General features: G+C 31.6%; 18 protein-coding genes and 1 tRNA gene. 12 read left to right on the plus strand and 7 right to left on the minus strand.

Annotation, left to right across the window (positions count from 1 at the left end):
* The first annotated feature begins 41 nt into the window (after positions 1-41).
* Positions 42-719, plus strand: a complete 678-nt coding sequence (locus tag NNH57_RS16975) for a head GIN domain-containing protein (protein ID WP_074409864.1) — start codon at positions 42-44, stop codon at positions 717-719.
* 37 nt (positions 720-756) lie between these two features.
* The gene (locus NNH57_RS16980; RefSeq protein ID WP_074409865.1) at positions 757-1452 is read left to right on the plus strand and encodes a LysE family translocator; all 696 of its coding nucleotides are present in this window, start codon (positions 757-759) and stop codon (positions 1450-1452) included.
* 30 nt (positions 1453-1482) lie between these two features.
* Here the strand turns inward: NNH57_RS16980 and NNH57_RS16985 are convergent.
* Positions 1483-1553 (minus strand) — tRNA-Cys (locus NNH57_RS16985).
* Positions 1554-1648: 95 nt separating this feature from the next.
* Positions 1649-2005, minus strand: a complete 357-nt coding sequence (gene folB / locus NNH57_RS16990; RefSeq protein ID WP_025666131.1) for a dihydroneopterin aldolase — start codon at positions 2003-2005, stop codon at positions 1649-1651.
* A 161-nt stretch (positions 2006-2166) separates the two neighbouring features.
* Here folB and NNH57_RS16995 point away from each other — a divergent pair, with 161 nt between their 5' ends.
* Positions 2167-4209, plus strand: a complete 2043-nt coding sequence (locus NNH57_RS16995; protein ID WP_074409866.1) for a glutamine--tRNA ligase/YqeY domain fusion protein — start codon at positions 2167-2169, stop codon at positions 4207-4209.
* A gap of 53 nt (positions 4210-4262) precedes the next feature.
* On the opposite strand, the gene NNH57_RS17000 is transcribed toward NNH57_RS16995, so the two are convergent.
* The 3 genes from NNH57_RS17000 to NNH57_RS17010 form a co-directional block, all read right to left on the minus strand.
* A complete protein-coding gene (locus NNH57_RS17000) occupies positions 4263-4772 on the minus strand; it encodes a hypothetical protein (protein ID WP_074409867.1) in 510 nt (169 codons plus the stop codon).
* Between the two features lie 282 nt (positions 4773-5054).
* On the minus strand, positions 5055-5999 hold the full coding sequence (locus tag NNH57_RS17005; protein ID WP_074409868.1) for an SPFH domain-containing protein: 945 nt from the start codon (positions 5997-5999) through the stop codon (positions 5055-5057).
* A 70-nt stretch (positions 6000-6069) separates the two neighbouring features.
* The gene (locus NNH57_RS17010; RefSeq protein WP_082995014.1) at positions 6070-6237 is read right to left on the minus strand and encodes a DUF4177 domain-containing protein; all 168 of its coding nucleotides are present in this window, start codon (positions 6235-6237) and stop codon (positions 6070-6072) included.
* A 198-nt stretch (positions 6238-6435) separates the two neighbouring features.
* Here NNH57_RS17010 and NNH57_RS17015 point away from each other — a divergent pair, with 198 nt between their 5' ends.
* Positions 6436-6984: a hypothetical protein gene (locus tag NNH57_RS17015; RefSeq protein WP_132066128.1), complete on the plus strand. Its 549-nt coding sequence runs from the start codon at positions 6436-6438 to the stop codon at positions 6982-6984.
* 59 nt (positions 6985-7043) lie between these two features.
* Here NNH57_RS17015 and gltX read toward each other — a convergent pair whose 3' ends face one another.
* Together gltX and NNH57_RS17025 are read right to left on the minus strand one after the other, a co-directional pair.
* The gene (gene gltX / locus NNH57_RS17020) at positions 7044-8555 is read right to left on the minus strand and encodes a glutamate--tRNA ligase (RefSeq protein WP_108808246.1); all 1512 of its coding nucleotides are present in this window, start codon (positions 8553-8555) and stop codon (positions 7044-7046) included.
* Between the two features lie 111 nt (positions 8556-8666).
* A complete protein-coding gene (locus NNH57_RS17025) occupies positions 8667-9707 on the minus strand; it encodes an alkane 1-monooxygenase (protein WP_074409871.1) in 1041 nt (346 codons plus the stop codon).
* A 311-nt stretch (positions 9708-10018) separates the two neighbouring features.
* On the opposite strand from NNH57_RS17025, the gene NNH57_RS17030 reads away from it, so the two are divergent.
* From NNH57_RS17030 to NNH57_RS17065, 8 genes are all read left to right on the plus strand, one after another.
* Positions 10019-13198, plus strand: coding sequence for a hypothetical protein (locus NNH57_RS17030; protein WP_328515244.1), 3180 nt, complete (start codon positions 10019-10021; stop codon positions 13196-13198).
* A complete protein-coding gene (gene ybeY, locus NNH57_RS17035) occupies positions 13191-13610 on the plus strand; it encodes an rRNA maturation RNase YbeY (RefSeq protein ID WP_108808244.1) in 420 nt (139 codons plus the stop codon). Before NNH57_RS17030 ends, ybeY begins: the two co-directional genes overlap by 8 nt.
* Positions 13611-13710: 100 nt before the next feature.
* Positions 13711-15582 (plus strand): tRNA uridine-5-carboxymethylaminomethyl(34) synthesis enzyme MnmG, encoded by a 1872-nt coding sequence (mnmG, locus tag NNH57_RS17040; protein ID WP_074409874.1) that lies wholly within the window; start codon positions 13711-13713, stop codon positions 15580-15582.
* The gene (locus NNH57_RS17045) at positions 15582-16061 is read left to right on the plus strand and encodes a hypothetical protein (protein ID WP_074409875.1); all 480 of its coding nucleotides are present in this window, start codon (positions 15582-15584) and stop codon (positions 16059-16061) included. Before mnmG ends, NNH57_RS17045 begins: the two co-directional genes overlap by 1 nt.
* Positions 16062-16115: 54 nt before the next feature.
* A complete protein-coding gene (locus NNH57_RS17050) occupies positions 16116-16610 on the plus strand; it encodes a hypothetical protein (RefSeq protein ID WP_074409876.1) in 495 nt (164 codons plus the stop codon).
* Positions 16611-16628: 18 nt separating this feature from the next.
* Positions 16629-17480, plus strand: coding sequence for a class I SAM-dependent methyltransferase (locus NNH57_RS17055; protein WP_074409877.1), 852 nt, complete (start codon positions 16629-16631; stop codon positions 17478-17480).
* A 229-nt stretch (positions 17481-17709) separates the two neighbouring features.
* Positions 17710-18243, plus strand: a complete 534-nt coding sequence (locus tag NNH57_RS17060) for an OmpH/Skp family outer membrane protein (RefSeq protein WP_108808243.1) — start codon at positions 17710-17712, stop codon at positions 18241-18243.
* Between the two features lie 509 nt (positions 18244-18752).
* On the plus strand, positions 18753-20804 hold the full coding sequence (locus tag NNH57_RS17065) for a T9SS type B sorting domain-containing protein (protein WP_108808242.1): 2052 nt from the start codon (positions 18753-18755) through the stop codon (positions 20802-20804).
* Positions 20805-20975 lie beyond the last annotated feature (171 nt).

Here is a 20975-nt window from a genome sequence, read left to right on the forward strand (position 1 = left end):
TGTAAGATCAGAGTTGAAATATAAATCTTAAAAACAGGGCGATGAAAAAATTGATATTTCTTTTTATGTTTTTATGGGTTGCATTAGGGCAAGCACAAGAAGACGTTAAAACCAAAAATCTAGATTATTTTACAGAAGTAAAAGTTTTTGATAAAATAAAAGTAACTCTTGTTAAAAGTGATAAACATAAAGTTATAATCACTGGTTATAAAAGATACGACGTAGAAGTTATTCAAGAAGGTCTTATTTTAAAAATTAGAATGTCTTTGGATAATCTGTGGGATAAAAGTAATACCGAAGTTTTGGTGCATTATGAAGAGCTTAGAAAAATTGATGCTAATGAAGGATCAACAGTAGAAGTAAAAGATGTTCTTACCAGAAATAAACTTGATCTTAGAGCTCAGGAAGGAGCAATTATACAAGCAAAAACTAAAAGTGAAACATTATTTGTTAAAGCGGTTACAGGCGGAGAAGTACATTTAGAGGGTATAGCTAAAGAACAGGAAGTCGTTATTAATTCTGGAGGAAAGTATTTTGGTAGTGAACTCGAAACAAAAAGAACACAAGTAAAAATTAGTGCTGGTGGAGTAGCAGAAGTAAATGCTAAAGATTATATCAAAGCAAATACTAATGCAGGAGGAAGTATAAGGATTTATGGAGATCCGAAACAAAAGGATACTAAAAAATTTTTAGGTGGAAAAATTGTTGAAGTTAACTAAGTAGTTTTTAACTTTGTAATAAATACGCTTAGACCCTATGCTTCAAGATGCTCAAGCAGCTATACCATTAGGTTTTTTATTAGCCTTTCTAATTGGACCCGTTTTTTTTGTACTTCTGGAAACAGCAGCTATTAAAGGGTTTAGAGCAGCTTTAGCTGTAGATTTAGGAGTTATCTTTGCAGATATAGTATTTATTCTTATCGCTTATTTTAGTACCAATCAGATTTTAGAAAAAATAAAAGATGATCCTGCCTTATTTATATTTGGAGGGATGTTATTATCTACTTATGGTGTAATTTCTTTTATTCAGGAAAGAAAAAACTATAATAAACTTAGAGATACTACGGTAGAAATTATCAATAAGCATAACTATTTTATGTTATTTATAAAGGGTTTTTTACTCAATTTTATAAATATTGGAGTATTAGGATTTTGGTTAAGTGTTATTATTGTTATAGGACCACAGTTAGATATGAATACCAATAGAATTCTACGTTTTTTTACAATGGTTTTAGGTACATATCTTTTTATTGATTTCTTTAAAATGTTGCTAGCAAAGAGATTGAAGAGAAAATTAACTCCAAAAAGAACCTATATCATCAAAAGAGTCATTAGTATTATTATGATTGTATTTGGTGTATTTCTTATTTTAAAAGGTGTTTTACCAGATACAATGGAGAAACGAATTCAGGACGAAATTGAAAAAATAACACCAGAATCCAGATTTAAATAAAAAATCCTGCACGTAAGTACAGGATTTTTGAGGTGTCGAGCGGATTCGAACCGCTGTAGATGGTGTTGCAGACCACTGCCTAGCCACTCGGCCACGACACCCAATTTTTGATTGGAAGGCAAATGTAAAAAAATTTATGATTACTTCTTAAATGATTTTACAATAAAACGCTTTTCATGCAATTTTAACACTATAGTTATCGGTTTTTACTCCTTGTGATAGTAACCATTTCTACATTTCCGCCTATAGGTGGATTAATTTTAGAAACATCTACAACAACTTTATCAACCAATGGTAATTCATCTAATATACGAACTAAAATTCGCTCTGCGGCATGTTCTAATAATTTAGAACGAATAGCCATCTCTTCTTTTACAATATGATTAAGATGAACATAATCTACAGTTTCTGCTAAACGATCAGATATTGCAGACTTTGATAAATCGGCCTTAATCTTTAGATCTACTCTGTAATCCGATCCTATTTTTTTCTCTTCAACAAGGCATCCATGATAAGCATAAACCTTGATATTTTTTAACTTTATTAGTCCCACGGGGTTTTTAAGCAAATGTAAAAAGAATCTTTATGATTTGTGTAGGGAGAATACCCCTTTTCTGATGAATTTTGATATTAATAAAATAATTGCATTAAAGATTTTTATACAATAGCAAGGCAGGATTAGAATTTGTAGTTTTGTGTTTTATTAGATTACAGATGTCAGAAGAAAAAAAACCGCTTAATTTTATAGAGCATATTGTAGAGGAGGACCTTACAACAGGTATGAGTACAGAAAATTTACGTTTTCGTTTCCCTCCAGAACCCAATGGATACTTACATATAGGGCATACCAAAGCAATAGGTATTAGTTTTGGTCTTGGTCTTAGGTATAATGCACCAGTAAACCTACGTTTTGATGATACTAATCCTGCCAAAGAAGAACAGGAATATGTAGATGCAATTAAAGAAGATATAACATGGTTAGGATATCAATGGGATAAAGAATGTTATTCGTCTGACTATTTTCAGCAATTATATGATTGGACTGTTCGACTTATTAAGGATGGTAAAGCCTATGTAGATTCTCAATCTGCAGAAACTATTGCTTCTCAAAAAGGAACTACCACAGAACCAGGAACAAATAGTCCATATAGAGACCGTTCTGTTAAAGAAAATTTAGAGCTTTTTCAGAAAATGAAAGAAGGTGAGTTTAATGAAGGTGATCATGTTGTGAGGGCAAAGATCGATATGGCAGACCCAAATATGCTAATGCGAGATCCTTTGATGTATAGAATATTAAAAAAATCACATCACAGAACCGGTGATGATTGGTGTATATATCCAATGTATGACTGGACACATGGCGAAAGTGATTATATAGAAAACATCTCACATTCTTTATGTTCCTTAGAATTTAAACCACATAGAAAATTGTATGACTGGTTCCTTGATCAAGTATATAGTACGAATATACGACCAAAACAAAGGGAGTTTGCAAGACTTAATTTAAGTTATACGATCATGAGTAAGCGTAAATTACTCAAGTTAGTAAAAGAAGGAGTAGTATCTGGATGGGATGACCCCAGGATGCCTACAATTTCGGCATTAAGAAGGCGTGGGTATACTCCAACATCAATACGAAAGTTTGTTGAAACTGTTGGCGTTGCAAAACGTGAAAATGTAATTGATGTATCATTATTAGAGTTCTGTGTACGAGAAGATCTTAATAAAACAGCACCAAGAGTAATGGCCGTTTTGGATCCGGTTAAGCTTGTTATTACCAATTATCCAAAAGGAGAAGAAGAGTGGTTAGAAGCAGAAAACAACCCAGAAGATGAAGCTGCAGGTTCTAGAAAAATACCGTTTTCTGGCGAATTATATATCGAAAGAGAGGACTTTAAAGAAGAGGCAGGGAGAAAGTTTTTTAGGTTAACTTTAGGAAAAGAGGTACGCCTTAAAAATGCGTATATCATCAAAGGAGAACGAGTGATAAAAGATGCCGAAGGAAATATTACAGAAATCCAATGTACATATGATCCAAAGAGCAAGTCGGGAAGTGGTACCGAAGAATCAAAACGTAATGTAAAAGGTACGTTACATTGGGTATCAATAAGTCATGCTATTCCCTCTAAGGTTAGGATTTATGATCGATTATTTAATGATGAAGCTCCAGATGGTCATAAAGACAAAGATTTTGTTGAGTTTTTAAACCCAGATTCTTTAAAAATAATAACAGGTTATATAGAGCCTAGTCTAAAGGATGTTAAACCATTAGACCAGTTTCAGTTTCAAAGATTAGGGTATTTTAATGTGGATATAGATAGTAAACCTGATGCTTTGGTATTTAATAAAACTGTTGGTTTACGAGATACATGGGCAAAAGTAAAACCGGTTTCGATAGATCAAAATAATCAAAACAAACCTCAGAATCAGCAAAAAGGAATACCTGCAATCGAAGAAATAAAAAGAGCAGGGAAGAAGTATACAAATGTACCAGATATTAAAAGAGAAGGGCTTAAAATCAAAATTATAGAAGCTGCCAAAACTGTAGAAATAGAAGAGCTTGTACCTCTTTATGAAACAGCTGTAAAAAAAGCAGGAACTCGTATTGCTACTATGATCGCCTTAAGTGAAATCCTTAAAAATAAAGGAATTCAACCTGATCAGTTAGCAAAAGATTTTGTTACCAAAGCTCTTGAGGATAAGAATGAATTATTGCAATTAGAAGCCAAAAAAGTGGCTTCTAACTATAATATATAATGGAAAAACTTGTAGATACAGAAAATGTTTTGTGTCTATAAGTTTTTTAATTTTTAATTATCTGCAATATGCTCATCTAAAGGAATTTCTATATCTGTTTTAAAATTAGGAAAGAGCTTTTTGGTATGCGGATCATCAAGAAGTTTATTAGATTCTACAAAATACCATTGAGATTTTTTCTTGTTATAAAAACCAAATAATGAACTTTTTAAAGTAATTAACCTACCATTAAAGTCCATTTTCACTGTGTTTTTAACCAAACAATGATATTCTTTTCTTTCTTTTTTTATCTCGGTTACTTCATCTATTTCAGAACTAAGGATTTTTATTTTTTGAGCATCCATGGTTCTGTAAATTTCATCCATAGTATCCATTAGTTGTTTTTCCCCATAAGCTTTGTAAACTTCTGGATGAGTATATTTGAGTATTGTACTTAAATTTCTATCTATAGATGCTTTAGAAGTTGCTTTGGCATCTCGTAATGCAAATTCTTTAAGTGTATTTATGTCTTGACAAAAAATACTACCAGAAATGAAAATGAAAACAAATAAAAAGTTTTTCATGGGAGACAATTTTTCTTAAAGATAACAATTTTTTATAGTATAAAGAATTCTTATGGTTTTTAAGAAATCATTATTTTTTCTTATTAAAAATGGATTCATATAAAAAGATGTAAGAGAAGAAAAAAAAGAGGTAATATAATCTTATCACTTTTATGTGTTGGTTGTATAAAAACGCGTTATTTTAAGTTTTTTAGAAAAATAACAACAATTTTAAATTATTGTAGAAAAAATAAACCCGATCACAAAGTTTGATCGGGTTTACGAATTAAAATTATATTTTTATTAATTGTTGTCTGGTTTTTTGCCAAGACCCTTTTTGGCGTTTTGCTTTTTCATTTCTTCTCCAATTTGATTTGAAGCCGTAAATGATGCAATCATGTTATTTAACATATCGCTTCCTGCTTGTGGAGAATTGGGAAGCAAAATTAAATTACTGTTAGTTTCTTCACCAATAGATTGTAAAGTATCATAATGCTGTGTTACTACGATTAGAGCAGAAGCTTCCTGAGAATTAATACCTACGTTATTTAAAACATCAACACTCTCTTCTAGACCTCTGGCAATTTCTCTACGTTGATCTGCAATACCTTGTCCTTGTAATCTTTTACTTTCAGCTTCAGCACGTGCTTTTGCTACAATTTTAATTCTTTCAGCTTCAGCTTCATATTCTGCTGCCACCTTTTCACGTTCGGCAGCATTAATTCTGTTCATAGCTTCTTTAACCTGCATATCAGGATCAATATCTGTCACCAAAGTTTTAATGATATCATATCCATAATTTACCATGGCTTCATTAAGTTCTTGTTTTACTGCTATGGCAATATCATCTTTACGTTCAAAAACATCATCTAGTTTCATTTTTGGTACTTCGGCACGAACAACATCAAAAACATAAGATGTAATTTGATCATGTGGATTTTCTAATTTATAAAAAGCATCGTATACTTTTTCTTTAATTACCTGAAATTGAACAGAGATTTTAAGACGTACAAATACATCATCTTTTGTTTTGGTTTCGACAAGAACATCAAGCTGTTGGATTTTTAGATTGATTCGTCCGGCGATTCTATCAAAAATCGGAATTTTAAAATGTAATCCCGAGTTTCTGATACTCAAAAATTTACCAAATCGCTCAACCACTGCAGAGGTTTGTTGTTTTACGGTGAATATACCTGAAAGCAGAATGATAAATCCGAGAATTACTATTGGAATTAAAAATAGTCCCATTGTTTTATATATTAAGAGTTAAAAGTTTTTCTGAAAATCAATGTACTAATAAATTGTAAATGATTGATCGTTATTTTGAAATTGTTATCATAGCTATATATGTATTTGCTAAAAAAGAAATGTCAACAACTTCCCAGCCTTCTTTAGAGAACTTGTTCATAGCATTTTCTGCCTTTTCTCTAAGCTTTTCTGAAGACCAATTTTCTGATATACGTATAACTTTATATTGTTTCCCCATAGTTTAATAGTTTAGTGCAGTTACTGTATCAGTATAGTAATTTTGATATATGTTACATTTTAGGAGAAAAGAATTATAGATAAGTAAACCATCACTTTTTTGGGCATAATCATCACAATCTTTTTTTAGAATACTAATTTGTTTTATGATTCTGGTATGTTAGCACCCTTTAATTTAAAAGGTAAAATAATGAAAATAATGAAAAAATTATTACTTGTAGTATTAATAACAATCTTTATTTCTTCTTGTAACAGTAAGCTTTCGTTCGATGCAAAAGGATTTGAAGGAGTAGAGGAGAACTTAAAAAGTAAATTTGGAGATAATGCTTTTTATACCGAACTATCAATTACATATGTTGAGCAAGTAGGAACCATAATTACTACAACAGTAACCAAAGATCCGTCGTCATTAAAAATGGAAAGTTGGAATTTTAGTAACAGCTCATGGTCGCAAACAGCAGATGTTACTCTCGAATTATCTGGCGGTAAGGCTCAAGATTTTATGTTTAATTTAAATGAAGAGGTAGACTTAAGTAAACTAGGAGAACTTGTAGAAAGTTCTATAAAAAAACTTAAAGAAGAGAAAGATATTAGTGCAGTTGTTTTGAATATAACTTCTATCATGGCACCTGATGATGGAGATAAGTCAAAGATGAATTATTTCATTCAATTAAAACCAGAAAATGGAGGGACTGATTTTACTTTCGTTTATAATTTGGATGGAACATTAGAAAAATTCGATTATTAAAAGTCATTAATAATATTACAGGTCACTATTAGTATGAAATAGTGACCTGTATTTTTTTACTAGTTTTTCTCGATGGCGTTTTCTATTCTTTTAGTAGTTTCTTTTTTACCGATCATAGACGCAATTTGAAATAAATCTGGCCCTTGAAGCGAACCGACTAAAGCTATACGAAGTGGCATCATGATTTTGCCAAAACCAATTTCTTTCCCTGCAATCCACCCTTTTACAATAGTTGAAACATTATCTTCTGAGAAATCTGAAATGTCATTTAGTATTCGTGTTAACTCGTGCATTAAACCTGGCGTATCTTGTTTCCAAGCCTTTTTAATGGCCTTTTCATCATATTCACTGGGTGATAAAAAGTAAAAATGACTAAGATCCCAAAAATCTTTGGTGAATGTAGCCCGTTCTTTTATCGTATCTATAATAACATTAAGATCTAAGGTTGTAGAAATGTTTTTTTCAGATAAAATGACCTCAAATTGTTGGGACAATATAGTACTATCGATTTTTTGTAACTGTTGCTGTTGAAACCATTTAGTTTTTTCTGGATCGAATTTGGCACCTGCTTTATTAACACGTTTTAAGTCAAATTCTTTGATTAACTCCTGTAAAGAAAATAATTCTTGTTCTGTACCTGGATTCCACCCTAAAAAGGCAAGCATATTAACAACAGCTTCGGGTAAGTAGCCATCTTCACGATATCCAGAAGAGATACTTTGACTTTTTGGATCTACCCATTGTAATGGGAATACCGGAAATCCCATTTTATCACCATCTCTTTTGCTAAGTTTTCCTTTACCTACAGGTTTAAGAATGAGAGGTAAATGTGCAAAACTTGGAGCCTCCCAACCAAATGAGCGGTACAAAAGAACATGAAGCGCTAAGGATGGTAACCATTCTTCTCCTCGAATCACATGTGTAATTTTCATTAAATGATCATCTACAATATTAGCAAGATGATATGTAGGCATCCCATCACTTTTAAATAAGATTTTATCATCTAGAACATTAGTGTCAATACTTATGTCTCCACGGATTTCATCTGTAAGATGTAAAATCTCATCTTTAGGAGATTTAAACCTAATAACGTAAGATTCTCCAGAGTTAATTTTTGCCGTTACTTCATCTTCAGATAAGGATAGAGAATTGGTAAGTTTTTCTCTGTTATGCCAATTATAAATAAATGTCTTGCCATAGGCTTCGTGATCTTTTCTATGACTATCAAGAGCTTCAGTAGTATCAAAAGCAAAATATGCGTGACCTTCTTTTATTAATTGATCTGCATATTGCTTGTATAAATGTTTACGTTCGCTTTGTCTATACGGTCCAAATCCTCCATTTTTTCCTGGTCCTTCATCGAATGGAATACTACACCAATCGAGCGCTTCTTTAATATAATCTTCGGCACCAGGAACGTATCTGTTTTGATCGGTGTCTTCTATTCTAAGAACAAAGGTTCCATTATGTTGCTTGGCAAAGAGGTAGTTAAATAATGCAGTTCTCACACCTCCTATATGTAAGGGTCCGGTAGGACTTGGTGCAAATCGTACCCTAATGTCTTTTGTCATGATTGTGTTTTTTAAACTTTAAAAAGTCTTACAAATAAATAGCAAAGATACAATCTTAAATATGCTATGGAAATGATTTTGCGGGATAACCCATGAAATTCTTATTACCTTTTAAATACTTTTCATTTCACGTGGAACGCGTTTATTCATAATCAAAAACCACAGGGGAGGGAGTAATGATAATACCATAGATGTAGGATAACCAAAAGGTAATTGAGGACTTTTATCATGATGATCTAAAATTTGATATTTTTTTGATGCTCTGTGATGATGATCACTATGTCGTGTTAGTTCATACAACATAATTCTTCCCAAAGTATGATTCGAGTTCCATGAATGAATTTCCCTTACACGTTCATAACGACCAGAGTTTTCTTTCTTTCTTACTAAACCATAATGCTCAATATAGTTAATAGTTTCAAGTAATAGGAAGCCGGTTACTCCACTTAAAACTGCAACCAGCAATCCTAAAAGACCAAAGAAATAGGTAAGTGATGTTAGATATAGAAGAGTAATAAAAAAATAGCAGAGCATATCATTTTTTATAGAGAAGAAAGTTTGATTGTTTTGTTTTAGTAATTTGAATTGTATTTTCCAGGCATTTATGTATTGCCGTATAGTCGAAGTTATCCAAAAAAAATAGACAGGTTGATTATATCTTGCTGTGGCGGGATCTTCTTTAGTAGCCACGTTTAAGTGATGACCAAAATTATGCTCTATATAAAAATGCATATACAGCGATGGAAGAAGAAGAGCTTTGCCTATATATCTTTCTTTTGTATATCGATGACCTAATTCGTGTCCGACATTTATTCCGTTTGATCCCAAAACAATACCTAATGAAATAATGATACCTATAATTTCATGAGTTTTTAGATTAGACGTAGTACAGGTAAAAATGCCGAAGAGTAAAATACTATAAACAATAGGAAGGTTGATATAAAGCATCCAGTCGAATATCTTTTTTTTGGATTGTAATATTTTGTGTTCGTCGTTTAAATTTTTGGTTGATGAATTTGTAAATAATTCTAGTATAGGAATTAATCCAAAGGCGTACATAGGTGTTAGATAGGTATAAATTCCTTGTAACCAAATACCAATAATTGCCATAAATGGTATTGTGAATGCACAAATATATTTAAGATCTCTCATAACAACTTATGTTCTAGGTGATTGAATTATCATAAATATAACAATTCTATTAAAAATAAAATTGTAGATTTAGTGGTTAATGAAAAAGGAAGGTATAAAATATGGATAATTTTCAGTTCATAAAAAGCAAGTTAGAGCAGTTCACAAGAAAATACTATGTCAATGAACTTATAAAAGGTGTTATTCTTTTTTTCGCTATTGGTGTTTTATATTTTTTAATAACACTACTTGTTGAGAATTTTTTGTGGCTTAGTAGACTAGGAAGAACTATATTATTTTGGCTTTTTATTACAGTCGAGCTCGGTTTGTTTGTGAAATTTATACTAGTACCAATTGCTAAACTATTTAAGCTTACAAGAGGAATTGATTATGAAAAAGCATCTGGTATAATTGGAAATCATTTTCCCGAAGTAAGTGATAGACTTTTAAACCTATTACAATTAAGTGAAAATGAAAATTCATCTGCTTTGTTACTAGCAAGTATTGAACAAAAGTCAAATGAACTAAAACCAATTCCTTTTAAGTTGGCTATTAACTTAAAGAAGAATGCTAAATATCTTAAATACGCAGCGATTCCTGTAGCTATATTCCTACTATTGTTTGTTTTTAATAAAACAGGTTGGATCTCTGATAGCTATAAAAGAGTGGTAAATTATGAAGTAGCTTATGAGCCACCTGCACCTTTTCAATTTTTTATAGTTAATAAAGATTTGAACGCATTCGAAAATAAGGATTTTGTTCTTAAAGTAAGAACAGCTGGTGATATAGTTCCTGATAATGCTACAATTACATATAATGATGAAATCTATTTTTTAAAAAATGTAGGCATAGGTGAGTTTGAATATAGGTTTATTCAACCAAAAGAATCTTTAGAATTTGTTATAAGTGCGAACGAAGTAAATTCGATACCACATCGTTTATTGGTGGTTCCAATTCCAGCTTTACTTAATTTTGAAATGAAATTGGATTATCCTGGTTATACTAAGAAAGTTGACGAAATTTTAAAAAGTTCGGGTAACGCAACTATCCCAGAAGGAACAAAAGTTAATTGGATTGTTTACACGAGAAACACAGATAAAGTAGAATTAAAAACTAAGGATTCTGTTATTCCTTTGGCAAAGAATGGAACCGATTTTTCTTACCAAAAACTAGTGTATTCTAATTTGGATTACCAAATCACTACCTCTAACCAGAATGTAAAAGATCATGATAATTTGGCGTTTAATCTTAATGTGATTAAAGATCAATATCCAGAGTTGAATTTGAAATCTGAAAAGGATTCTGTAGATAATCAAACCATTTATTTCTTTGGTAGAATAAGTGATGACTATGGATTAAATAAACTGAGGTTGGTATATTATGACCGGGATAATGCATCGGATATTAAGATTAAAAATATAGCTATTAATAAAACTGTTTTTGATGAATTTATTTATGCTTTTCCGGCTGGAATTGATTTAGTAGAAGGGCGTAATTATGAGTTTTATTTTGAGGTTTTTGATAATGATGTGATTCATAATTATAAGAGTACAAAAAGCCAGGTGTTCAATTTTAGACAACTCACTAAAGAAGAAAAAGAAAACGATTTGTTGAAAAAACAGAATGAAGCAATTTCTGGATTGAATAAGTCATTAGACAAATTTAAGGAACAAGAAGAGGAATTGAAAAGCTTAAGTAAAACCCAAAAAGAGAAAAAGAATTTAGATTTTAATGATAAGAAAAAACTTGAGGATTTTTTGAAAAGACAAAAAGAGCAGGAGAAAATGATGCAGGATTTTTCTAAAAAATTAAAAGACAATCTGAACCAGTTAGAGAATAGAGAAAAAGAAGAACCTTTTAAAGATGCATTAAAAGAAAGGCTCGAAAGAAACGAGGAAAAACTTAAAAAGAATGAAAAACTTTTAGAAGAGATTGAACGTCTAGCAGATAAAATTAAGAAGGAAGAGTTAACAAAGAAACTGGAAGAGTTAGGTAAGGAAAATAAAAACATAAAGAAGAACCTGGAACAATTATTAGAATTAACCAAGCGATATTATGTGATAGAAAAACATGAGAAATTGGTTAAAGAGTTAGAGGATTTGTCCAAAAGACAAGAAGAATTATCTGAGAAAAAAGAAGAAGAGAACACAAAACAAAAGCAGGATGAATTAAATAAAGAGTTTGAAAATTTCCAAAAAGAAATGGAAAAACTTAGGAAGGAAAATGAAGATTTAAAAAAGCCGATGAGTCTGGATCAGAAAAAGGAAGATGAAAATGAAATAAAAAAAGAACAACAGAAGGCAAGTGAAAACCTGGATAAAGAAAATAAATCAGACGCTAAGAAGAATCAGAAAAGTGCTGCTCAGAAAATGAAGCAGATGAGCAATGGCATGATGAAGCAAATGCAAATGGCAGGTGGAGAACAACAGCAAGAAGATATGGAAATGTTAAGACAGATATTGGATAATCTGGTAGATTTTTCTATAGGACAAGAAGGTTTAATGAAGAAGTTTAAAGGTATAGATATTAATAATCCAAGCTATTCGTCTAAGCTTAGAAAGCAAAGTATATTAAGAGAGAATTTTATACATATAGACGATAGTCTTTATGCTTTGGCATTACGTACTCCACAAATAACAGAAGTGGTAACACAAAAATTAACAGACATAGAATTTAATATAGATAAGTCATTAGAGAGGTTGGCAGAAAACCAAGTTGTTCAGGGTTCGGCTAATCAACAGTATACTGTTACCGGTTCTAATGATTTGGCATATTTGCTAAGCAGAACTTTGGATCAGATGCAAAATAGTATGTCGGCATCGGGAAGTAAAGGAAAAAGTGGTTCTAATGAGTTTCAATTACCAGACATTATAAAGAAGCAAGAAGAATTGAATAAGAAGATGGAAGAGGGAGCGGAAAAAGGAAAGAAGAAAGGAGATAAGAAGGGAGAACAAAAAGGAAGCAAACAAGGAGAAAAACAAGGCAAGGAAGGTAAGGGTAGTGGTAAACAAGGAAATGAAAAGGGGGGCAAAGAAGGTAATAAAAACGATGGTAATGATAAAAATGGAGAAGGAGAGTCGCAGATGCAAAAGGAAGATATGAATGGTGAGTTATATGAAATATACAAACAGCAACAACAACTTAGAAATGCTTTACAAGATAAAATACGAAGAGAAGGAAAAGGTAATAAGATAGGAAGTAGTTTGTTGCGTAAAATGGAAGAGGTAGAGCAGGAACTTTTGGAAAAAGGATTTAATGAAAGAACATTGTCAAAAATGCTTAATTTAAAACATGAATTATTAAAATTAGAAGATGCTACGTTAGAGCAAGGTGAAGAAGAAAAAAGAGAAAGTAAAACAAATCAAGTACAATTTGGCAATCAAAACTCCCAGCAATTAGAGAAGGCAAAACAATATTTTAATACTACTGAAATATTAAATAGACAAGTATTACCTTTGCGGCAAAATTATAAGCAAAAGGTGCAAGAGTATTTCAAGAAAGACAATGATTAATTTTTTTTACGAGACAAATATAGAGTTACCAAATGAGGCCGCATTATCTTCTTGGATTACTGCTGTTATTTCGTCAGAGAACAAAACAGAAGGAGAGATAAATTTTATCTTATGTGATGATGAGTATCTACTTAAAATTAATCAGGATTTTTTGAATCATGATACATTCACAGACATTATAAGTTTTGATAATACTATGGGTGATCAACTAAATGGTGATATATTTATTTCTGAAGAAAGAGTAGCAGAGAATGCGAAGGAGTTTGTGGTTTCTGTTGAGGAAGAAATGAGACGGGTTTTGGTACATGGTATATTGCATTTTTGCGGTTATAAGGATAAGCTTGAAGAAGAGAAAAAGCTTATGAGACAAAAAGAAAATGAAAAATTATTAATGTTCCACGTGGAACATTAATATGTAATAAGTGGTAATAAAGCAACAGTTGTTCCACGTGGAACAACTGTTTTTTTGAATAATAAAATGGTGTTCCACGTGGAACAATAGAATATAAATTATGTTTGATAAGGAGTATGATGTTATAGTGGTGGGTGCAGGTCATGCCGGAAGTGAGGCGGCAGCGTCAGCTGCCAATTTAGGATGTAGCACTTTGCTTATTACAATGAATTTGCAAAACATAGCGCAAATGAGTTGTAACCCTGCTATGGGTGGAATTGCAAAAGGGCAAATAGTAAGGGAGATAGATGCACTTGGTGGATACAGCGGAATTGTGAGTGACCGTACCGCGATACAATTTAAAATGTTGAACAAGTCAAAAGGACCTGCGATGTGGAGTCCAAGAGTTCAAAGTGACAGAATGCGTTTTGCCGAAGAATGGAGACTGTTGTTAGAACAAACTCCTAATTTGGATTTTTATCAAGAGATGGTGAGCGGGATTTTGGTTGAAGATGGAAAAATAAAAGGAGTTAAAACTTCTTTAGGATTGGAAGTAAAAGCAAAGACGGTTGTGCTAACCAATGGAACATTTTTGAATGGATTAATTCATATCGGAGAGAAGCAATTTGGTGGAGGTAGAGCTGGAGAAAAAGCAGCAACTGGTATAACAGAACAGTTGATTAATTTTGGTTTTGATGCCGGACGAATGAAAACAGGAACTCCACCAAGGGTAGATGGAAGATCTTTGGATTATTCTAAAATGATTGAGCAACCAGGAGATGATAATCCTGAAAAGTTTTGTTATACGGATGCAACAAAACCATTAACCAAACAGAGATCATGTCATATGACATATACTTCTTTAGAAGTTCATAATTTGTTGCGAGAAGGTTTTGATCGATCTCCAATGTTTAATGGTAGAATTAAAAGTATTGGACCTAGGTATTGTCCGTCTATAGAAGATAAGATTAATAGATTTGCTGATAAAGAAAGACATCAATTATTTGTAGAACCCGAAGGGTGGAACACCGTAGAGGTTTATGTAAATGGATTTTCTACATCATTACCAGAAGATGTTCAATTTAAAGCTTTGAAATCTGTAGTTGGTTTTGAAAATGTAAAGTTTTTTAGACCAGGATATGCTATAGAGTATGATTACTTTCCTCCAACACAATTAACACATACATTAGAAACGAAATTGATTTCCGGATTGTTTTTTGCAGGGCAAATTAACGGAACGACTGGATATGAAGAAGCGGCTTCTCAAGGATTAATGGCAGGAATAAATGCCGCGCTAAAAGTGAAAGAAAAAGAATCTTTTATTCTTAAAAGGAGTGAAGCATATATCGGTGTTTTAATAGATGATCTTATAACTAAGGGAACAGAAGAACCATATCGAATGTTTACTTCACGTGCAGAGTATAGAACTTTGTTGAGACAAGATAATGCAGATTTTAGACTTACACCAAAATCTCATGAGATTGGTTTAGCTTCAGATGATCGAATGAAAAGAATGGAAGAGAAGGAAAAAAAGGCAAGTGCTTTTGTTCAATTTTTTAAAGATACAAGTGTTTCTCCAGAAGAAGCAAATCCTGTTTTAGAAGAAAAGAAAACATCACCAATTAACCAGAGCGGAAAATTATTTAAATTATTTTCTAGACCTCAGATTACTTTGGATGATATAAAACATTTTGAGAAAGTTTCTACATATATAGAGGAGAATAATTTGGATAAAGAAGTTTTAGAACAAACAGAGATCCAGGTGAAGTATTCTGGCTATATCGAAAAAGAGAAAAACAATGCAGATAAATTAAACAGGCTCGAGGATGTAAAAATCCCTAAGAATTTTGATTATACAAAGTTGAAATCTTTGTCTTTTGAAGCAAGAGAGAAAATGTCTAAAATAAAACCAGCGACCGTTTCTCAGGCATCACGAATTAGTGGAGTGTCACCTAGTGATATTTCTGTACTTTTAGTTTATATGGGTAGGTGATGAATAGTGTACTTTGTAAACAAGAAAAACCTATAAAAGGAAAAATTCTTTCTATTCTGGTTTTGGTAATTTCTGTTGCTTTTCTTTTTTATACTGAAGAACCAATTTTATCCAGATTTATCTTTTTACTTTTATCTTTAGGAGTATTTGGATATTCTGTTTCTTATAAAATCAATAGAGATTTTAATAATCAAAAACTTTTTTCGTTTTTTGGATTCCCTATTTTTAAAACAAAACTCGACTTAGAATATCCTGATTATATTTCCGTTTTTACAACTTCTTTTAGTTTAGATAATGAGTGGGGTGCTGTTAGTGCAATTGGAACAAAAGAAAGACACAGTAAAATTGTAGTTCGTTTTTTTACGGGAAACAAGAATTTTACACTTTATAAAACAGAAAAATATGAGAAAGCCAGTAGGAAAGCAAATGAGTTAAGTAAACTTTTGGGAGTAGAAATTTATGACAGATCTAAAGAATAGTTCCACGTGGAACATTTTTTGTTGTAAGACATTCTAATTTTTAAAAAACAAATAATGAAAAATTCTTTTATACTGCTTTTTGCTTTATTCTCGTTTTATTCGTGTGTCACTATACACAAAGTAAGACAGATTGATAATTTTAGAATAGAAACTGAAAACATATTTAATGAAGAATCATTTCTTTTTAAACCCAACATGTATCCTGAAGAAGCAAAACGTTCATTACGAAAACAGTTTGGTTTAACAGGGGATCAAAATTTATCAGATTTTGACACAAAACTATTTGATAATTTTGATATTAAATTTAATGTCAAAATAAGTTTTGAAGTAGATAGAGAAATAAGAACAAATCTGGTTAGTGATTTAATAAATAAATCGAACAAAGAAGATACTAAAAATGAAATAGGAGATGCTGAAACTTTTGTAAAAATTATTATTGTAGATCCTAATGGTGATAATTGCCTTTCTACAAGATCGTTATTTTATAATAAAACCAGGTCGTTCTTAATTGATATTAAAAACAACATAAACATAGAACCGTTATTTTAAATTTTTCTAGCTGCATAAATGAATACACAAAAAACTTTAGATTTTTTTATCGAATGTAAAGACCATACGGTTTCTGGAGAAAAGTTTCAGTTGCTTTACGATAAAGAATATGATATGTTGGTTACTTCTCCAAAACCTGATGAAAATAAATTGGGTAAATATTATGAGAGCGAAGATTATATTTCTCATACAGATTCCAAACGATCTCTTTTTGAAAAACTATACCACTTAGTTAAAACCTATTCTTTAAACAAAAAGGTTAAACTTATTTCTACATTAAATCAACAAGTAGGTGTGCTTTTGGATATTGGTGCAGGAACAGGTGATTTTTTGAGTGCTGCAAAAAATAAAGGTTGGAGAATCGAAGGGGTAGAACCAAATGGTCAAGCAAAAGAATTAGCAAAACAAAAAGGAATTGATTTAAAGTCGGAAACGGCGAATTTGAATTCAAAAAGTTTTAATGTTATTACTATGTGGCATGTTTTAGAACATATCCCAGATTTGCAACTTCAAATTAGAGAATTAAAACGCCTTTTAAAACCAAATGGATTTGTAATTATAGCTGTTCCAAATTTTAAATCATATGATGCAAAGCAATATAATTCTTTTTGGGCGGCATATGATGTACCCAGACATCTTTGGCATTTTTCTAAAACTTCTATCCAAAAACTTTTTGAAGAAGAAAATTTAAAATTAGAAAAAGTACTCCCCATGAAATTTGATTCATTTTACGTATCACTTTTATCAGAAAAATATAGAAGTGGTAAAATGAACTTTTTAAGCGCTTTTTGGATTGGATTACGTTCTAATCTTAAAGCAAAACGATCTGGCGAGTATTCTTCACATATTTACGTTCTTAAAAACGACTAATTTTTATTTTTAGATACTTTTTTTCTCTTTTTTGGGTTAACCACACCTATTTATACCTCTTTTTTTAAAAAAGAGCTTAGAGCGCTTTATTTTTATCTATTTTTAATAGTTTTTTCTTATTAAAACTAATTAATTAATTGTTTTTTCTTATATATGGTTTTTTACGACTATATAATGAATAACATCGCACGAACTTTGATATTTTTGCTCAGAATTAAATTTTTGAAAAATGAGAAAAATAGTATGGGTTGCAAGTGCACTATTAATTTTAGCCTCTTGTAATCAACAAATAGAAAAAACGGGTTATGTAAATAACACCAAAGTTGTTTCTGATTTTAAAGAGATGAAAGCAGCGCAAGAAAAATGGACTAAACGTAATAATGAAGTGCGTGCAGAACTTGAAGAAAAAGCAAAACAATTTCAGATTGAGGTAGAAGGATATAAAAATATTATGAAATCTATGTCTGCTGCCAATAGAGAAAAGAAAGAGCAAGAGCTTATGGTTAAACAACAAGGTTTACAAAGAGAGCAGCAAGCTAAAATGCAAGAGATTCAACAAGGAAGTCAAGTAGAGATAGATTCTATTATAGGTAAGGTGAAGAGTTTTATTGAGGATTATGGTAAGAAAAATGGATATACTTATATCTACGGAGATACAGAAACCAGTAATATCCTGTATGGTAAAGAAGAATTAAACCTTACAGATAAGATTCTTACGGCATTAAACGGAGGAGATACTACAACTACTGAAACAAAAGAGTAGTTTTCTTTAAAACATTAAAAAACCCTCGTTGATACTCAACGAGGGTTTTTTAATGCCTAAAAACTCATTTTAATATCATACGTGAGTGTGAATCTATCATTTTTGTAGGTAGATTATATTGGATTTCTTGCGATATTGTACTTGTAAAAATGTCTTTCTTATTATCACTTCAATTAATCAAATACATACTTTTTTGTCTATTATTTAGGAACTAATCTACTCATAATGTGTTGATTATAAAAAACAAAACACTAAACTAATTACCTGATTGTCAAATGATTATAAATTGTTAAATAACAAAAAATTAACGCTTTATAGTTTATTGGAAGAAAGATTTCCTTATAAATTTGTAGGAATAATCTTAAAATCTAAAACCATGAATAGTCTTTGTTATTATATGTTTTGTTGTACTATCTGCTAGTGCTTTAAAAATCGGGAAATGCACTTCATCATTTTCTGTAGACAACCCTATAATTATTCTACTACTATTTGATCATAAATGTGATATTATGATAAAAAAATACAATTTATTAGCATTAACTGTTACTATTGTCCTGCTCTTATCGTTAAGAGCAGAAGCTCAGGAAATTGATCCTCCAATTTTTACTTTTCAAGGTACACCAAGCCTAATACAGAAACTCTGTATAGGTCAAAATAGCCCCAATCGAGAAGCTATAGCCAAGGCAAACATTTTATTTGCTACAGGTACAGAATTTGTTTTAGAATTATCAGATGAGAATGGTGTTTTTTCTAATGATGTTACCAGAGTTTTAACACGATTTACTACACCTATCGCGATTCCTCCAGGAGGAGATATCGAATTTCCTTCTTTTACTATCCCTACAGATTTACGAGGAGAAAATTATGGTTTACGAGTTAATGTCCCTGCAAGTTCTACTTTAAGTGCAGTACAAGAAAATATTCCTATTTACTATTTTGATTTTTCACAAATAGATTTGGATGGACCAAATAAAGATGCAAATATAGTCGTAGTCTGTAATGGTGGGTCTACAACCTTATTTGCAACTCCAGATGATTTTCCACAATATGAATGGACTTTTAATGGAGTAACGATCGCCGGAGAAACAAATAGTACTCTTGAAAATGTAACTCAAACAGGAGTATATGAAGTTATTTTTAATATTGGATCTTGTGAGAATAGTACGCTCGGTGATAAAAATCAAAAACCAATAGAAGTTATTAATTTTGATACTACTTCTATAACTATTGAACAATCCTCACCACAACAATTTTGTCCTAGTGATGTCAAAATATTAAGTACTTCTTTAAAATTTCCAGAATTCACTTATGAATGGTTTAAAGATGGAGTATTAATTCCCGAATTTGATAACCATACAGTTACTTTACCAGAAAGTAATTTTGCAGGTGTATATACAGTAACCATAAGAACTCTAGAAGGGTGCTCTATTTCGGCAAATCCCGTCGAGGTTATTAATTTGGGTTCAGATATTTTAACCCAGCCTCCTCCCCAGATTATGTTATTACCTACCCAGCCTACGTTGGTTTTGTCTATTACGACCAATGCTCCTGTTGCTGGCAGTACGGTAGAATGGTTTAGGAACGGAATAAGTGTTCAAGGTCCGCTCGCGGTTAATACACCGGGAGCTTTGTCTTTTGATGTCACTAACCCAGGAGTGTATCGTGTAGATGTCTTTGCAAACGATGCATGTATGGATACTCTTCAGGCTACTACCGAGGTTTTTGAGCCAGTAGGGTTTAGAACCCAGATTTCTACTTTGTTAGATTGTGATGCGGATACCGGTACTTTGGGTTTAGAGAATTTATTTGGTATTACTTCTAGTGGTACAGAGGTTCCTATTACCACCGATCAATATTCATTATTTGATTTTGAATGGTTTTTAGGCAGTCAGTCTACGGGAGTTACCGAAACGACATTTACAGTTAATGAGTCTAACATAGGTGAAGTTTATGCTTTAGAAGCCACTTTACGAGGCACTACATTTCCTACTGCTCGATCTAATGATCTAACGGTTGAGTTTTTATCAGACGTTGTGGTAATAGAAGCTTCCCCGGCATTTATTCCATTTGGAGAGACCTCTACATTAAGTGTTCCCGAGAGTAGTAATTATGCTTATGAGTGGTTTATAGTTGTAGACGGCGAGAACCAATCTTTGGTAGATGGTTCTACAGTTATAAGTGGTCAGGGAACAAGTTCTATAGAGATAGATACTATAGGGGATTACTTTGTTAGGATTACATTATTGGATTGTGTTATAGATTCCGAGATACTCAGTATTTCAGATGTTGCGGGTTCTTCAGAGATTATTCCCAATGTAGTTACGCCCAATAGTGATGGTATCAATGATAATTGGTTGCTTCCTCCGAGTTTGTTTAATCAGCAAGCAGTAGAGGTTACGATTTATAACGCACGAGGTCAGGTTGATTTTACATCATCAAGTTATCAGAATAACTGGCCCCGAGAGAATTCGAAATCATCGGGTCAGGACCCGTTTTATTATTATATAATCACCAAAAATAATTCCGTAGTCAGAAAAGGTTCGATAACAATAATGAAGTAGTAGTTTTATGATTTTTCTAAAAAAAGATTTTAAAGAAATATAAGTTGTTTGGAAAAGGTTTTTTTCTAATTTTTTCTATAATATCGTTTTTCTATGACCAAAAACTTAATGCTGTTTTTTACACTTAATCGAGAAAAATTACCTTTTTTAGAACATTTAGCGTATGGAAAA

Origin of the sequence: Aquimarina spinulae (genome assembly GCF_943373825.1) — a bacterium.
GTDB lineage: Bacteria > Bacteroidota > Bacteroidia > Flavobacteriales > Flavobacteriaceae > Aquimarina > Aquimarina spinulae.

Bases quoted from the DNA above. Each gene is read 5' to 3' on its own strand.
- NNH57_RS17055 (WP_074409877.1), top strand. From the start codon at position 16,629: ATGAATACACAAAAAACTTTAGATTTTTTTATCGAATGTAAAGACCAT.
- NNH57_RS17060 (WP_108808243.1), top strand. From the start codon at position 17,710: ATGAGAAAAATAGTATGGGTTGCAAGTGCACTATTAATTTTAGCCTCT.
- NNH57_RS17045 (WP_074409875.1), top strand. From the start codon at position 15,582: ATGAATAGTGTACTTTGTAAACAAGAAAAACCTATAAAAGGAAAAATT.
- NNH57_RS17005 (WP_074409868.1), bottom strand. From the start codon at position 5,999: ATGGGACTATTTTTAATTCCAATAGTAATTCTCGGATTTATCATTCTG.
- NNH57_RS16980 (WP_074409865.1), top strand. From the start codon at position 757: ATGCTTCAAGATGCTCAAGCAGCTATACCATTAGGTTTTTTATTAGCC.
- NNH57_RS17000 (WP_074409867.1), bottom strand. From the start codon at position 4,772: ATGAAAAACTTTTTATTTGTTTTCATTTTCATTTCTGGTAGTATTTTT.
- NNH57_RS17065 (WP_108808242.1), top strand. From the start codon at position 18,753: ATGATAAAAAAATACAATTTATTAGCATTAACTGTTACTATTGTCCTG.
- NNH57_RS16975 (WP_074409864.1), top strand. From the start codon at position 42: ATGAAAAAATTGATATTTCTTTTTATGTTTTTATGGGTTGCATTAGGG.
- NNH57_RS17050 (WP_074409876.1), top strand. From the start codon at position 16,116: ATGAAAAATTCTTTTATACTGCTTTTTGCTTTATTCTCGTTTTATTCG.
- NNH57_RS17025 (WP_074409871.1), bottom strand. From the start codon at position 9,707: ATGAGAGATCTTAAATATATTTGTGCATTCACAATACCATTTATGGCA.
- ybeY (WP_108808244.1), top strand. From the start codon at position 13,191: ATGATTAATTTTTTTTACGAGACAAATATAGAGTTACCAAATGAGGCC.
- NNH57_RS16995 (WP_074409866.1), top strand. From the start codon at position 2,167: ATGTCAGAAGAAAAAAAACCGCTTAATTTTATAGAGCATATTGTAGAG.
- NNH57_RS17015 (WP_132066128.1), top strand. From the start codon at position 6,436: ATGAAAAAATTATTACTTGTAGTATTAATAACAATCTTTATTTCTTCT.
- NNH57_RS17010 (WP_082995014.1), bottom strand. From the start codon at position 6,237: ATGGGGAAACAATATAAAGTTATACGTATATCAGAAAATTGGTCTTCA.
- gltX (WP_108808246.1), bottom strand. From the start codon at position 8,555: ATGACAAAAGACATTAGGGTACGATTTGCACCAAGTCCTACCGGACCC.
- mnmG (WP_074409874.1), top strand. From the start codon at position 13,711: ATGTTTGATAAGGAGTATGATGTTATAGTGGTGGGTGCAGGTCATGCC.